The sequence below is a fragment of the Streptomyces glaucosporus genome, from assembly GCF_039533345.1.
GTDB lineage: Bacteria > Actinomycetota > Actinomycetes > Streptomycetales > Streptomycetaceae > Streptomyces > Streptomyces glaucosporus.
Genome location: NZ_BAAATJ010000010.1, coordinates 79,020 through 92,878 on the forward strand (window position 1 = coordinate 79,020; position 13,859 = coordinate 92,878).

A 13,859-nucleotide genomic window follows, 5' to 3' on the forward strand; every position below is an offset into this window, starting at 1 on the left:
CCGAGGAGACAACCGCATGACCACGCAGCACCTTCCGCCGGCCCACGCAGACGCAGGACCACGGCCCGGCGGTCCCGGCTCCGTCGATCTCACCGATCCGCAGACGTTCCTCGACAACGACCCGCACGCCATGTGGCGCCGGTTCCGGGAGGAGAGCCCGGTCCACTGGCAGGAGACCGACACCCCGGTCCCCGGCTTCTGGGCGGTCTCCCGGTACGCCGACGTCCTGGACGTCTACCGCGACAACAAGAGGTTCACCTCCGAGCGGGGCAATGTCCTGGCGACCCTCCTCCAGGGCGAGGACTCCGCCTCCCGCAAGATGCTCGCCGTCACCGACGGCAAACGGCACCGTGAGATACGCAACCTGATGCTCAAGTCCTTCTCCCCGCGCGTCCTGGCCCCCGTCGTGGAGGGTGTGCACCGCCGCACCCGCGCATTGGTCGCCCAGGCGCTGGAGCGGGGGGAGCTGGACTTCGTCACCGACGTCGCCGACCACATCCCGATCAACACGATCGGCGACCTGATGGACATCCCGGCCGCCGACCGCGAGCGGCTGGTCGAGTGGAACACCCAGACCCTGTCCCGGCACAGCTCGCAGGACAGCGAGCTGGACGAGGTGATGGCCCGCAACGAGATCCTGCTCTACTTCTCGGACCTCGCCGCCGAACGCCGCAGGAACCCCGGCGAGGACGTCATCAGCACCCTGGCCACGGCCACCGTGGACGGCGAGCCGCTGTCGGAGGAGGAGATCGTCTTCAACTGCTACAGCCTCATCCTCGGCGGCGACGAGTCCAGCCGCATGTCCTCCGTCGGCGGCCTGATCGCGTTCGCCGAACACCCCCGGCAGTGGCGGAGGCTGAAGGAGGGCGGGGCAGGCGTGGAAAGCGCCACCGAGGAGGTGCTGCGCTGGACCACCCCCGCCATGCACTTCGGGCGCCGTGCGCTGGTGGACGTGCCCGTCCGCGACCGGGTGATCCGGGCCGGCGACATCGTCACCCTGTGGAACAGCTCCGCCAACTTCGACGAGGAGGCGTTCGCGGAGCCGTACGTCTTCGACATCGCCCGCGACCCCAACAAGCACGTGGCCTTCGGACACGGTCCGCACTTCTGCCTGGGGGCCTTCCTGGGCCGGACCCATGTGAACGCCATGGTGGACGCGCTGCGCACGATGGTCGCCGACATACGGCTCCAGGGACCGCCCCGGCGCCTGTACTCCAACTTCGTCCACGGCTACAGCGGCCTGCCCGTGGCGCTCACCGCCGAACCGGTGGGAAGGGAGAGCTGACATGGAGGAGGAGAGGAGGACGGCGGGCGGCACCGGCCTGACCGTTCTGCACGTGGAGGGTCCCGTGGACGCCTGGGACCGGGCCCGGCGGCACGAGGTGCGCGAGCGGGTGGGCGAACTGCTGGCCGAGTGCGGCGTGGTCATGGTCCGCGGACTGGGGGTGGAGGACTCCGGCGGGTTCCACCGGACCGTCACGGCCTTCGGCGACCCGCTGATCGGCAGCTACCGCGGCGGCAACACGCCGCGCGTGACGGTGTCCGACGGCGTGTTCACCTCCACCGAGTACCCGGCGCGCTACGACATCTCCCTGCACAACGAGATGTCCTACGCCCACCGCTGGCCCAGCCGGCTGTACTTCTGCTGCCTGACCGCCCCCGAGAGCGGCGGCGCCACACCGGTCTGCGACGGACACGCCCTCCTGGAGGACCTGGACCCAGAGGTCCGCGCGCGCTTCGGCGCCGGAGTCGTCTACCGGCAGCACCTGCACGGCGGTCTCGGGCTCGGCAAGTCCTGGCAGGACACCTTCGAGACCGGTGACCGGTGGGTGGTCGAGGAGTTCCTGCGGGCCTCGCGGGCCGAGTTCCGCTGGACCCCCGAGGGGGGCCTGCGGGTGAGCCAGCACCGCCCGGGAACGCGGATCAACCCGCTCACCGGGCGGGAGGTCTGGTTCAACCAGGCCGACCAGTGGCACCCGTCGAACCTGCCGGGCGACGAGGGCAGGGCCCTGCTGTCGCTGATCGGCAGCGTCGACGACCTGCCGCACTGGGTGACATACGCCGACGGCACACCCATCCCGGACGAGGACCTGGCCGAGGTGCGCGCGGCGGCCGGGAGGAACAAGCTCGTCGAGCCCTGGCAGGCCGGGGACGTGATGATCGTGGCGAACATGTCGGTCCTGCACGGCCGCGAGGCCTTCACGGGGGCGCGCCGGGTCGTGGTCTCCATGACGTGACCCGCGGGCGGAACCGGGAAGGCGCCGGCCGGCGCGGCGGAACGGCAGCCGCGCCGGCCGCGCCGTGCCCCCCGGGGGTGCTACCCGGCGGCGGCCGGGTCCGGGCGGTGGGCGAAGAGCGAGTGGCGCCCCGACTCCGCCGGGCCGTCGTCGCCGAGCGGGACGACGGCGAACCCGCGCTCCCGCAGGTACTCGCGGACTTCGGGGAGCCGTCCCTCCGTCACGGTGCCGGGCTCGTCGTGCACCTCCAGGGCGATCCGCCGGATCAGCGGCCAGTGGTCGTCGTCCACGCCGCGGAGCACGTCGGCCTCGGCGCGCTGGACGTCCACCTTGAGCATGTCGATGCGGGTCACCCCGCACTCGGCGATCACGTCCGACAGCCGCCGGGTCCGGCAGACGTAGGGCTCCTCCCGGAACCGGTACTCCAGCATCTCGTCCAGGAGGTCCGCCGCGTCGCCGAGGTCGTCCCGCCGCTCGGCGAGCACCCGCTGCCTGACGAACTCCCGGTCGACCCCGGTGGCGGCGTGGGAGGATGCCGCCGACATCGTCGTGTAGCCGGGGTAGAAGACGAAGTCCGCCTCGCCCTCGGTGTCGGACAGGGCGTACGGGAAGAGCCTGGCAGGCACCCCGTGGGCCACCAGATTGCGCTCCAGCTTCCGGAAGACGGGAGGCAGCGGTTCGAAGGCGTAGACCACGGCGGCGGGGCACACGGTGCGCACGAAGAGCGAGTAGAGGCCGATGTTCGCCCCGACGTCGAAGACCACCGAGTCCGGGGGGAGGGACACGCCGTCGGGGAGGTAGGCGCGGCGCACGAATATCTCCTCGTAGAGGAAGGAGGTCTCGTGCGCGTTGATGCCCTCGATCAGTTCCGGAACGACGTCCACGGCTTCTCCTCACTCCTCACGGGCAGACGGGAGCACAAGCCTGCAGGAGGGCGCTGACGGGAGGCTGACGTCCCGGGATGCGGACATCCGAGCCGCGACGGCCGCGCCCGCCTGGGACTTTCGACGGACGCTTAAGGACCTGGCTCCGCTCCGCCGCCGTTCCTAGGGTCCCTTCTCGATGACTCGTTCCCGGCTGGCCGGACGGCCCGCCGGTCCGGCGCCCGGGCACCCGGGCACCCGGGAGGAGACGGTGATGAACGTTCTCGACGGAATCGTCGCATGGGCCCGTGCCGGTCTGGAGGCGCGCCGGAGGGAGGTGCCCGAGGCCGTCCTGCGGGACAGGGCGTCGGCGGCCGGCACCCCGGTGGACTGCGCCGCCGCGCTGCGGGGCGGGGACGGAACACGCGTCATCGCCGAGGTGAAGCGGGCCAGCCCCTCCAGGGGGCCGCTGGCGGAGATCGCCGACCCCGCGGCCCTCGCCGGGGAGTACGAGGCGGGCGGCACGGCCGCGGTCAGCGTCCTGACCGAGCGGCACCACTTCGGCGGCTGCCTGGACGACCTGGACGCGGTGCGGGCGCGGGTGGGTGTCCCGGTGCTGCGCAAGGACTTCGTCATCGACGCCTACCAGCTGTGGGAGGCGCGGGCGCACGGCGCCGACATGGCGCTGCTGATCGTCGCGGCGCTGGAGCAGCCGCACCTGGCCGACCTGGTGGCCCTGGCCGTGGACATCGGCCTGACGCCGCTGGTGGAGGCGCACGACGAGGCGGAGGCGGAGCGGGCGGTGGCCGCCGGCGCCACCGTGGTCGGCGTCAACGCGCGCGACCTGCGGACCCTGGAGGTGGACACGGAGACCGTGGCGCGGGTCCTCCCGCGCATACCGCGGGACGTCGTGCGGGTCGCCGAGTCCGGAGTGCGCGGCCCGGAGTGCGCGGCCCGGTACGCGGCCCTGGGCGCGGACGCGGTCCTGGTCGGTGAGGCGCTGGTCACCGGCGGGCGACCGCGCGCCGCGGTCGCCGAACTGCTCGCCGCGGGCCGGCGCCCGTCCGTCACACCTCCGCCGCCCGCTTGGCGGTGACGGCGGCCCACCGCTCCAGGACGGCCGCCGCGGCGCCCGAGTCCACCGCCTCGGCCGCGCGTTCCATGCCGGCCGCCAGTCGTTCGGTGACGGACCGGCCGCCGGGATCGAGCGCCGCCAGACCGGCGGAGGCCGACAGCAGCACAGCGTCCCGCACGGGACCGCGAGCCCCCGCGAGAACCTCGCGCGCCACCCGGGCGTTGTAGGCCGGCTCCCCACCGCGCAGCGCACCGGGATCCGCGAGCTCGATGCCCACGTCACGCGGGTCGAAGACCTCGGCGCGCACCCCCGAGCCGTCGACCAACCAGACCGTGGAGGTGGTGGTGACCGTCAGTTCGTCCATCCCGTCGTCGCCGCGGAAGACCAGCGCCGACACCCCCTGGCGGGCCAGCACCCCCGCCAGCAGGGGGCCCATTCGCGCATCCGCCACCCCCAGGGCCAGGGCCGCGGGGGAGGCGGGGTTGAGCAGCGGGCCCAGTGCGTTGAACACGGTGCGCACGCCGAGCTCCCTGCGCGGCCCGGCCGCGTGCCGCATGGCCGGGTGGAAGGCCGGGGCGAAACAGAACGTGATGCCGGTCTCCTCGACCACCTCGGCGAGATCGGCGGCCGGGAGGGACAGCACCACCCCGAGCTCCTCCAGTACGTCGGCCGAGCCGCAGGCGGAGGAGGCGGATCGGTTGCCGTGCTTGACCACCCGCGCCCCGGCCGCGGCGGCCACGACCGCCGACATGGTGGAGACGTTGACGCTGTCGGAGCCGTCGCCCCCGGTGCCGACGATGTCCACTGCGGGGCCGGGCACCTCCAGCGGCAGAGCGTGCCGCCGCATGGCGCGCACCAGGCCCTCGATCTCCTCCACGGTCTCGCCCTTCGCCCGCAGGGCCACCATCAGCCCGGCGAGCCGGACCGGCCCTGCCCTGCCCGACATCACCTGGTCCATGGCCCAGTCGGTGTCCCGTGCGGACAGGTTCTCCCGCTCCAGCAGCGCGTTCAACATGTCCGGCCAGGTGCGGGCCTGCGGTTCTGCGATCACGGAATTCTCCCTGGAAGGCTTCGGAGGAGATTTTCTTCGTTCAGTGTGCGAGCGGCCGCAGGGGGATTTCCAGACCACCGTCCGACCACATGTACGGTCCAATTCGAAGATGGGGGATTTCCGTGGCCCTGCACATGACGGTCGAAATCGTGAGGGATTCCGGCGTATCCCTGACCGCCCAGATCCAGAGTTTCATCAGGAGGGAGATATCCGAGGGCGTCCTGCATCCCGGAACCCGGCTGCCCTCCAGCCGCCGGCTCGCCCATGACCTGGCCGTCTCCCGGAGCGTGGTCGTGGAGGCGTACGGCCAGCTCGTCGCGGAGGGGTACCTGGAGGCGGTCCAGGGCGCGGGCACCCGGGTGGTCCGCCACCTGAGCCCCGAACCCGTCGTGCCGGCGCTGCTGGACGAGGGCGGCGAGGTGCCCGCCGTTCGCTGGAACCTGCACACCGGAGGGCGCAACCTGCCGCCGTTCCCGCGCCGGGAGTGGCTCGCCTGCTACCAGCGCGCCCTGTGGTCGGCGGCCTCCGCCGACCACGGCTACCCGCCGCTGGCGGGGGAGGCCGGTCTCCGCGTCGAGCTGGCCCGCTACCTGGGGCGGGTGCGCGGCGTGCGCGCGACCGGCGAACGGGTGATGGTGGTGGCCGGATTCGCCCAGGCGCTCGGTCTGCTCTGCTCCGTCCTGCGGGAGGACGGGACCGCCGCCATCGGCATCGAGGACCCCGGCCACCCCGGGCAGAGGCAGTTCGTCCGGGAGAGCGGGCTGCGGGTGGTGCCGGTCCCCGTCGACGAGGAGGGCATCGACACCGAGGCGCTGGCCGCCTCCGGGGTGCGCGCCGTCCTGGTCACCCCCGCCCACCAGTTCCCCACCGGCGTCGCCCTCTCCGCCCGGCGCCGCGAGGCGCTGATGCGCTGGGCGCGGGAGACCGGCGGACTGGTGGTCGAGGACGACTACGACGGCGGCCTGTGGTACGAACGCGGCCCCCGCCCCCTGGCCCTGCAGCGCCTGGCTCCCGAGCACGTGGTGTACGCGGGCACGGCGAGCAAGACACTGGCGCCCGGGCTCCGCCTGGGGTGGCTGGCCGCGCCGGAGGACCTGCTGGACCGGCTGCTGAGGGCCCGGGCCCGGCACGACCTGGGCACCGACGTACTCACCCAGCTGGCTTTCGCCGAGATGCTGCGCGGGGGGCTGCTCGACCGCCACCTGCGGCGGCTCAACTCCCACTGCCGCAGACGCCGTGACGCCCTGGAGGAGGCCGTCCACCGCCACCTGCCGGGAGCCGAGGTCACCGGCAGGGCGGCCGGCCTGCACGCGTACGTGCGGCTGCCCCGGCACACCGACGAGGCGGGGGTGGTGGCCGGGGCGCTGCGGCGCTCGGTCGCGGTGCGCGGCGGCGCCGCTTTCCGCCTCCGCCCCCGGCGGAGCGCGCCCGCCCTCGTGGTGAACCACGCGCACCTGCCCCGCTCGGGGGTGGCGGAGGCCGTCCGCACGCTGGGGGAGGTCGTCAGCCGCCGGTGAGTCCGGCCGCCCCGGCACCGCGCGCTGTCGCCAGGAAGTTCTCCAGCATCGTCAGCCCGCCGGTGGTCATGATGCTCTCGGGGTGGAACTGGACTCCCTCCACCGGCAGGGTGCGGTGCCGCAGCCCCATCACATAGCTGTGGTCGGCGGCGACGGCCGTGGTCTCCAGTTCCCCGGGCAGCGGCTCGGAGACCACCAGCGAGTGGTACCGGGTCGCCTCCAGCAGGGTGCCCAGGCCCTCGAAGACGCCCCTGCCGTCGTGCCGCACGGTGCTGGTCCGCCCGTGCATCACCTGGTCGGCCACCTCCACCCGGCCTCCGTAGGCCAGGGCGATGGCCTGGTGGCCCAGGCAGACGCCGAGCAGCGGAACCCGGCCGGCGAAGCGGTGCACCAACTCGACGTGGCCCGACTCGGCGGGATGGCCGGGGCCGGGACCGAGCACCACCGCATCCGGTCCGCACGCGGCGAGCTCGTCGGGGGAGCGGGTCAGGGAGCGAACCACCCGCGTCCGCGCACCGAGGTGGCGCAGATACCGTTCGATGATGTGCACGAAGCTGTCGTAGGCGTCGATCAGCAGCACCCTGGGCCCGTCGGCCGCCCGGCCCGGCACGGCTTTGTCCGCGGTCTCCCCCGTCAGCACGGCAGCAGCTCCTCCCCCGTCAGCGCCCAGTAGGCGGCGCCCATCTTCGCCAGCGTCTCCCGCCACTCGGCCTCGGGCTCCGACTGCGCCACCAGGCCCGCCGAGCTCTGGGTGGAGTATGTGGTGCCGTCGTACTCGATGGTGCGGATGCACAGGGCCAGTTCGCTCCATCCGCGCACGTCCACCAGGCCCACCGCGCCCGCGTAGCTGCCGCGCCGCTCGCGTTCGAGGCTGTCGATGATCTCCATGGCCCGCACCTTGGGCGCGCCGGTCATGGTCCCCGCCGGGAACGTCGCGCGCACCGCCTGCCAGGTGTCCACGCCTTCCTCCAAGCGGCCGGAGACCGTGGAGACGAGGTGGAAGACGTGGGAGTAGCCCTCCACCGCCATCAGCCGGTCCACCGGCAGAGTGCCGGGCCGGCACACCCGGCCGATGTCGTTGCGGCACAGGTCGACCAGCATGATGTGCTCGGCGCGTTCCTTGACGCTCTCCCTCATCTCCTTGACCCGCCGCGCGTTCTCCTCCTCGTCCGGTCCGCGCGGGGCGGTGCCCGCGATGGGACGCATCACGAGTTCGCCGCCCTCGATCCGGAAGAACAGCTCGGGGCTCGCGCCGATCAGCATGCCGCCCGCCCGGGGCATCAGGTACAGGTAGGGCGAGGGGTTGCGGCCGCGCAGCCGCCGGTAGACGTCCGGGGGGGTCAGCTCGGTGCGGACGTCGATGCGGTGGCCGATCTGGATCTGGTAGATGTCCCCCACCCGGATGTGCTCCAGGCACCGGTCGGCCCACTCCAGGAACGTCTCGCGGTCGACGCTGTCGTGCACCGAGAGCGGTGCGGGCGCGCCGGGCACGTCCGGGGCGGGCCCGTCCGCCGTGTTCCCGGCCGCCTCCAGGGCCGCCGCCGCGATCGTCTCCGCCGGCGCCGTCCGCTCGGTGAACGCGTCGCTCTCGGCCCGCAGCAGGCGCACCGTCCCCCGGACGAGGTCGTACCAGACGGTGTCGCGGAAGAGCGTGAGCGTGACGTCGGGGCCGTGGGGGGCCTTGGTGCGTTCGGGCAGGGACTCCATGTGCCAGACGGATTCGTACGCCAGGGAGGTCAGGAACCCGAAGGCGTAGGACGTCACGGGTACGTCGGTGTCCACGGCGAACAGCCGCTGGGCCCGGGCCGGCAGCTCCCAGAACCGGTCGGCGTCGGTGATGCGCAGCCGCCGCACCCCGGGCGCGGGAGCGGTGCCTTCCGCGACCAGTCCGGCCTGCTCGCCCGCCAGGACGAGCGCCCGCACGACGGCGGGGGCCCCGTCGATGTCCACATGCCCGTCGTACATCCGTATCTCGGCCAGCCGCCCGACGCCGACGACGGCCGAGCGCCGGTCCCGGCCGGAGCCCTCCACGCTCTCGAAGAGGAAGACCTCCTCCTGCCGGTGGAACCCCCGCAGGCGCGTGTACAGGTCGAGGGGGTCGTGGGGCGGCAGGTCGTCGGAGGCGATCCGCACCCCGATTCGTTCGATTGTCGGCATGGTCAACTCCCAGTGGGTCGGGGCCGCCGGCGTTTCCACGGGCCGGTCGCTCTGTCGTGTCCAGCAAAACAGCGTCCGGGAATCCCGTGCCAGACCAATCGATTGCGTCGGGGGCGTACCACTCGGAAAACGCTTGACCCGGGAGCGGGGGCTGGGCTGAGCTGAAAAGGAACCCGCTCCGAATTCCGATTCGGTCGGCGCGACGCCGAGGAAAAGACACGAGGAGTTCCGTGTGATGAATTCTCCCGCCGATTCATGGCGTGCGTTTCCCGCGGCACAGCAGCCACAGTGGCCCGACGGGGAGGCGCTGCGTTCCGCGACCGGGTGGCTGTCCGCCGCGCCCCCGCTGGTCTTCGCGGCCGAGTGCGACCTGCTGCGCCGCCGGATGGCCGCGGTCGCCCGGGGCGAGGCCGTCCTGCTGCAGGGCGGCGACTGCGCCGAGACCTTCGCGCGGACGACCACCGAGGCGATCCGCGGGACGCTCAAGACGCTGCTGCAGATGGCCGTCGTCCTCACCCACGCCACCGCCCTGCCGGTGATCAAGATCGGCCGGATGGCCGGGCAGTACGCCAAGCCGCGGTCGAGCCCGGTCGAGCGGAGGGACGGCGTCGAGCTCCCCTCGTACCGCGGCGACGCGGTGAACGGCCTGGAGTTCACGGCGGAGGCCCGCCGCCCCGACCCGGCGCGGATGCGGCGGATGTACGAGAGCTCCGCGATGACGCTGAACCTCGTCCGGGCTCTGACCACCGGCGGGTTCGCCGACCTGCGTCAGGTCCATGCCTGGAACCGGGGCTTCGTGGCCGGCTCGCGGGCCGGCGAGCGCTACGAGGAGCTGGCCGGGGAGATAGAGCGCAGCCTCGCCTTCATGCAGGCGTGCGGCGTCGACACCCGTGAGCTGGGAACCGCCGAGTTCTTCGTCGGGCACGAGGGCCTGCTGCTGGACTACGAGTCGGCGCTGACCCGCGCCGAGCCGGGAAGCGGCCGCTCCTACGCCACCAGCGGCCATCTGCTGTGGATCGGCGAGCGGACCCGTGACCTGGACGGCGCGCACGTGGAGTACTTCTCCCGCGTCCACAATCCGATCGCCGTCAAGATCGGCCCGTCCGCGACACCCGACAGCGTGCTCGGCCTCGTCGACCGGCTCGACCCGCGGCGCGAGCCGGGACGGCTGACCTTCGTGGTCCGCGCCGGAGCCGACCGTGTCCGCGACACGCTCCCCGTCCTGGTGGAGAAGGTGACCGCGGAGGGCGCCCTGGTGTGCTGGGTCAGCGACCCGATGCACGGCAACACCGTCACGGCGGCCAGCGGCCACAAGACCCGCAGCTTCGACACGGTCATGGAGGAGGTCCGGGGCTTCGTGGAGGTCCACCGGGAGCTGGGGACCCACCCCGGCGGCGTCCACGTCGAACTGACCGGCGACGACGTGACCGAGTGCGTCGGGGGCGGCAACGCCGTCCTGCCCGAGGATCTGCACCACCGCTACGAGACGGCCTGCGACCCCCGCCTCAACCACGCCCAGTCGCTGGATCTGGCCTTCCGCCTCGCCGAGATGTACCGGGACCGGCCGTCTCCCGCTCCCACGCCTCCCCGATGACCGCGAAGGGCGGCTCCGAGGCCAGGTAGAAGTGGTCCCCGGGGAGCGTCCGCATCCGGAACCGGCCGCGGGTCGACTCCTTCCAGGCGGACACCTGCCCGGCGTCCACCCGCGGGTCGCGGTCCCCGACGAGCGCGGTGACCGGACACCTCAGCGGAGCCGCCCGGTGGGGCCCGTAGGAGGCGAGCATGCGGAAATCGGCGTCGATGTAGGGCATGACGAGCTCCACGAAGGCGGGGTTCCGCAGCAGTTCCGCGTCCGTGCCGCCCAGCTCGATCAGCGTCTCGGCGATGGACTTCTCGTCCCACGCCGCGGCCGCGTCGGGGTCCGGCCGCATCAGCCGTGGCGCCCGGGCGCTCGAGGCGAACAGATGGGCCACCTCCAGGCCCTCGTCCTCCAGCGCCCCGGCCACCTCGTAGGCGACGATCGCGCCCATGCTGTGCCCGAACAGCGCGGTGGGCCGTCCGTCCAGCAGCGGGCGGACGGCCTCGGCGATCCGGCGGGCCATGGGGACCAGTTCGGTGGCGGGCGGCTCGGCGATGCGCTCGGCGCGGCCGGGATAGCACACGGAGTGGACCTCGTGGTCCGTCAGCGACCTGCTCCAGGAGCGGAAGAAGTAGGGGGAGCCCCCGGCGTGGGGGAAGCAGATCAGCCGCCGTGCCGCGAACGGCCTCGGCTCGACGCACTGTGTCCACATCGCCTTGCCCTCCAACCCCGGATGCCGTCCGTGACGGCCTCATGGTCCCGTCCACCGCTGACGGTCCGCTGACGGCCCGGCCCCGGGACACCGGCGCTCCCCGGAGGGGCGACCCGCGCAGACGTGCGCGCGCCGCCGGGGGCGGGGCTCCGGCCGGGATCCGCCGCGGGGGGACGGCGCCGCGCGGCCCCGGGCGCGGAACCCGGGCTCGGGGTCGGGGAGCGTTCCGGGAACCGCCTACCCTTGTGTGCATGACCAGCAGCGACCGGAGCCGGGCAGTGGGTGTCGGCAAGAGCTACGAGATCCGCACCTACGGGTGCCAGATGAACGTCCACGACTCCGAGCGTCTCGCCGGCCTCCTGGAGGAGGCCGGCTACGTGCGCGCGCCCGAGGGCGCCGACGGCGACGCCGACGTGGTCGTCTTCAACACCTGCGCGGTGCGGGAGAACGCCGACAACAAGCTGTACGGCAACCTCGGCCACCTCGCGCCGAAGAAGGCGGCCCGGCCGGGGATGCAGATCGCGGTCGGCGGCTGCCTGGCTCAGAAGGACCGCGACACCATCGTCAGGCGGGCGCCCTGGGTCGACGTGGTCTTCGGCACCCACAACATCGGCAGCCTGCCGGTGCTGCTGGAGCGCGCCCGCGTCCGGCAGGAGGCGCAGGTCGAGATCGCCGAGTCGCTGGAGACGTTCCCCTCCACGCTGCCGACGCGGCGCGAGAGCGCGTACGCGGCCTGGGTGTCCATCTCCGTTGGCTGCAACAACACCTGCACCTTCTGCATCGTCCCGGCGCTGCGCGGCAAGGAGAAGGACCGCCGTCCCGGCGACATCCTCGCCGAGATCGAGGCACTGGTCGCCGAGGGCGTCACCGAGATCACGCTGCTGGGGCAGAACGTCAACGCCTACGGCTCCGACATCGGCGACCGCGAGGCGTTCTCCAAGCTGCTGCGGGCCTGCGGCGGGGTCGAGGGCCTGGAGCGGGTCCGCTTCACCTCGCCGCACCCGCGCGACTTCACCGACGACGTCATCGCCGCCATGGCCGAGACCGAGAACGTGATGCCGCAGCTCCACATGCCGCTGCAGTCCGGCTCCGACCGCGTGCTGAAGGCGATGCGCCGCTCCTACCGGCAGGAGCGCTACCTGGGGATCATCGAGAAGGTCCGGGCCGCGATCCCGGACGCGGCGATCTCCACCGACATCATCGTGGGCTTCCCCGGCGAGACCGAGGAGGACTTCGAGCAGACCCTCCACGTGGTGCGCGAGGCCCGCTTCGCGCAGGCGTTCACCTTCCAGTACTCCAAGCGCCCGGGCACCCCGGCCGCCGAGATGGACGGGCAGATCCCCAAGGAGGTCGTGCAGGAGCGGTACGAGCGTCTGGTCGCCCTCCAGGAGGAGATCTCCTGGGAGGAGAACAGGAAGCAGATCGGCCGGACCCTGGAGGTCATGGTCGCCGAGGGCGAGGGGCGCAAGGACGACGCCACCCGGCGGCTGTCCGGCCGGGCCCCCGACAACCGCCTGGTGCACTTCACCCGCCCCGACGAGCCGGTCCGCCCGGGCGACATGGTCACCGTCGAGGTCTCCTACGCCGCCCCGCACCACCTCCTCGCCGAGGGCCCGGCGCTGGCGGTGCGCCGCACCCGCGCCGGCGACGCCTGGGAGCGGCGCAACGCCGCGCCCGCGCCGGCGGGCAAGGGCGTGATGCTCGGCCTGCCGACCGTCGGCGTCCCCGCGCCGCTGCCCGCCGCCCCGGACGGCTGCCGCACCTGCTGAACCGCTCCGACCGGCACCGGCGTCCCCGCCGCACACCCTCCGGCGGGGACGCCGTGCGGCGGTAGGCTGCGCCCCATGCTTGTCGCCGCCGCCGTATGCCCATGCCCGCCGCTGCTGGTGCCCGAGGTCGCCCGGGGCGCCGCGCACGAGATGGACGACGCGCGGGCCGCCTGCTACGACGCCATCGCCGTCCTGGCCGCCGCGCGTCCCGACCGCCTCCACGTCGTCGGCGCCGCGGACCCGTCCGGCCGGGGCAGGCATCCGCAGGGGGCCGTGGGCTCCTTCGCGCCCTTCGGCGTCGGCCTGGAGGTCCGCCTCGGTCCGGGAGGGCCCGCCGACCGCCCCCTGCCGCCGTCCCTGGCCGTGGGCGCCTGGCTGCTGGAGCGCACGGGCTGGGGCGCCGCGCCCGTCGAGGGCCTCGCGGTGGAGGAGTCGCTGCCGGGCGAGCGCTGCGCGGCCGAGGGACGGGAACTCGCGGAGGGCGCCGGGCGCGTGGCCCTGCTCGTGATGGGCGACGGCACCAACTGCCGGACGGAGAAGGCGCCGGGCCACCTCGACGAGCGCGCCGCCCCCTTCGACGCGGCCGCGGCCCGGGCCCTGGAGCGGGCCGACACCGAGGCGCTGCTGGCGCTGGACGAGGGGACGGCGCGTGAACTGGGGGCGTGCGGACGAGCCGGCTGGCAGGTGCTGGCCGGCGCGGCGGAGGGCGCCGGGCTGAAGGGCCGCCTGCTGTACGACCGGGCGCCGTACGGCGTCGGGTACCTGGTGGCGAGCTGGTCATGAGCCGGCCGTGAGCCGGCCCCGACCGAAGACGGGCGCCGCCCGCCGCCACCCACCGCAGCCCCGCCGCACGGCATCACTCGTTCGGAGCCTGGGCCGGGCGTTTGGGAGACTTGCCC

Annotated in this window: 12 protein-coding genes; 7 read left to right on the forward strand and 5 right to left on the reverse strand. The window is 73.5% G+C overall.

Annotated features, from left to right (window positions below; genetic code table 11):
• The first annotated feature begins 16 nt into the window (after positions 1 to 16).
• Both ABD358_RS13215 and ABD358_RS13220 read left to right on the forward strand, forming a co-directional pair.
• Positions 17 to 1,285, forward strand: a complete 1,269-nt coding sequence (locus ABD358_RS13215; protein WP_344631150.1) for a cytochrome P450 — start codon at positions 17 to 19, stop codon at positions 1,283 to 1,285.
• A gap of 1 nt (position 1,286) precedes the next feature.
• Positions 1,287 to 2,237 carry a TauD/TfdA family dioxygenase gene (locus ABD358_RS13220; RefSeq protein ID WP_344631151.1) on the forward strand — a complete coding sequence of 317 codons (951 nt, stop codon included), beginning with the start codon at positions 1,287 to 1,289 and terminating at the stop codon, positions 2,235 to 2,237.
• An 80-nt stretch (positions 2,238 to 2,317) separates the two neighbouring features.
• Here ABD358_RS13220 and ABD358_RS13225 read toward each other — a convergent pair whose 3' ends face one another.
• Complete coding sequence (locus ABD358_RS13225; RefSeq protein ID WP_344631152.1) at positions 2,318 to 3,121, reverse strand: FkbM family methyltransferase; 804 nt, start codon at positions 3,119 to 3,121, stop codon at positions 2,318 to 2,320.
• A 253-nt stretch (positions 3,122 to 3,374) separates the two neighbouring features.
• On the opposite strand from ABD358_RS13225, the gene trpC reads away from it, so the two are divergent.
• On the forward strand, positions 3,375 to 4,196 hold the full coding sequence (trpC, locus tag ABD358_RS13230) for an indole-3-glycerol phosphate synthase TrpC (protein ID WP_344631153.1): 822 nt from the start codon (positions 3,375 to 3,377) through the stop codon (positions 4,194 to 4,196).
• On the opposite strand, the gene trpD is transcribed toward trpC, so the two are convergent.
• Positions 4,168 to 5,190: an anthranilate phosphoribosyltransferase gene (gene trpD / locus ABD358_RS13235; RefSeq protein ID WP_344631238.1), complete on the reverse strand. Its 1,023-nt coding sequence runs from the start codon at positions 5,188 to 5,190 to the stop codon at positions 4,168 to 4,170. The two genes, trpC and trpD, sit on opposite strands and share 29 nt — an antisense overlap.
• Before the next feature lie 185 nt (positions 5,191 to 5,375).
• Between trpD and pdxR the strand changes: the two genes are divergently transcribed.
• Positions 5,376 to 6,743: a MocR-like pyridoxine biosynthesis transcription factor PdxR gene (gene pdxR / locus ABD358_RS13240; RefSeq protein ID WP_344631154.1), complete on the forward strand. Its 1,368-nt coding sequence runs from the start codon at positions 5,376 to 5,378 to the stop codon at positions 6,741 to 6,743.
• Here the strand turns inward: pdxR and ABD358_RS13245 are convergent.
• Both ABD358_RS13245 and ABD358_RS13250 read right to left on the reverse strand, forming a co-directional pair.
• Positions 6,730 to 7,383, reverse strand: coding sequence for an anthranilate synthase component II (locus ABD358_RS13245; RefSeq protein ID WP_344631155.1), 654 nt, complete (start codon positions 7,381 to 7,383; stop codon positions 6,730 to 6,732). The two genes, pdxR and ABD358_RS13245, sit on opposite strands and share 14 nt — an antisense overlap.
• On the reverse strand, positions 7,377 to 8,900 hold the full coding sequence (locus tag ABD358_RS13250) for an anthranilate synthase component I family protein (RefSeq protein ID WP_344631156.1): 1,524 nt from the start codon (positions 8,898 to 8,900) through the stop codon (positions 7,377 to 7,379). The genes ABD358_RS13245 and ABD358_RS13250 overlap by 7 nt, the downstream gene beginning before the upstream one ends.
• Before the next feature lie 235 nt (positions 8,901 to 9,135).
• Here ABD358_RS13250 and ABD358_RS13255 point away from each other — a divergent pair, with 235 nt between their 5' ends.
• Entirely contained in the window at positions 9,136 to 10,494 is a 1,359-nt protein-coding gene (locus tag ABD358_RS13255; protein WP_344631239.1) for a class II 3-deoxy-7-phosphoheptulonate synthase, read from the forward strand.
• Here the strand turns inward: ABD358_RS13255 and ABD358_RS13260 are convergent.
• On the reverse strand, positions 10,406 to 11,191 hold the full coding sequence (locus ABD358_RS13260; protein WP_344631157.1) for a thioesterase II family protein: 786 nt from the start codon (positions 11,189 to 11,191) through the stop codon (positions 10,406 to 10,408). The two genes, ABD358_RS13255 and ABD358_RS13260, sit on opposite strands and share 89 nt — an antisense overlap.
• Before the next feature lie 251 nt (positions 11,192 to 11,442).
• On the opposite strand from ABD358_RS13260, the gene miaB reads away from it, so the two are divergent.
• Both miaB and ABD358_RS13270 read left to right on the forward strand, forming a co-directional pair.
• Positions 11,443 to 12,960, forward strand: a complete 1,518-nt coding sequence (miaB, locus tag ABD358_RS13265) for a tRNA (N6-isopentenyl adenosine(37)-C2)-methylthiotransferase MiaB (RefSeq protein ID WP_344631158.1) — start codon at positions 11,443 to 11,445, stop codon at positions 12,958 to 12,960.
• A 75-nt stretch (positions 12,961 to 13,035) separates the two neighbouring features.
• Entirely contained in the window at positions 13,036 to 13,743 is a 708-nt protein-coding gene (locus ABD358_RS13270) for a class III extradiol dioxygenase subunit B-like domain-containing protein (protein ID WP_344631159.1), read from the forward strand.
• Positions 13,744 to 13,859: the final 116 nt, after the last annotated feature.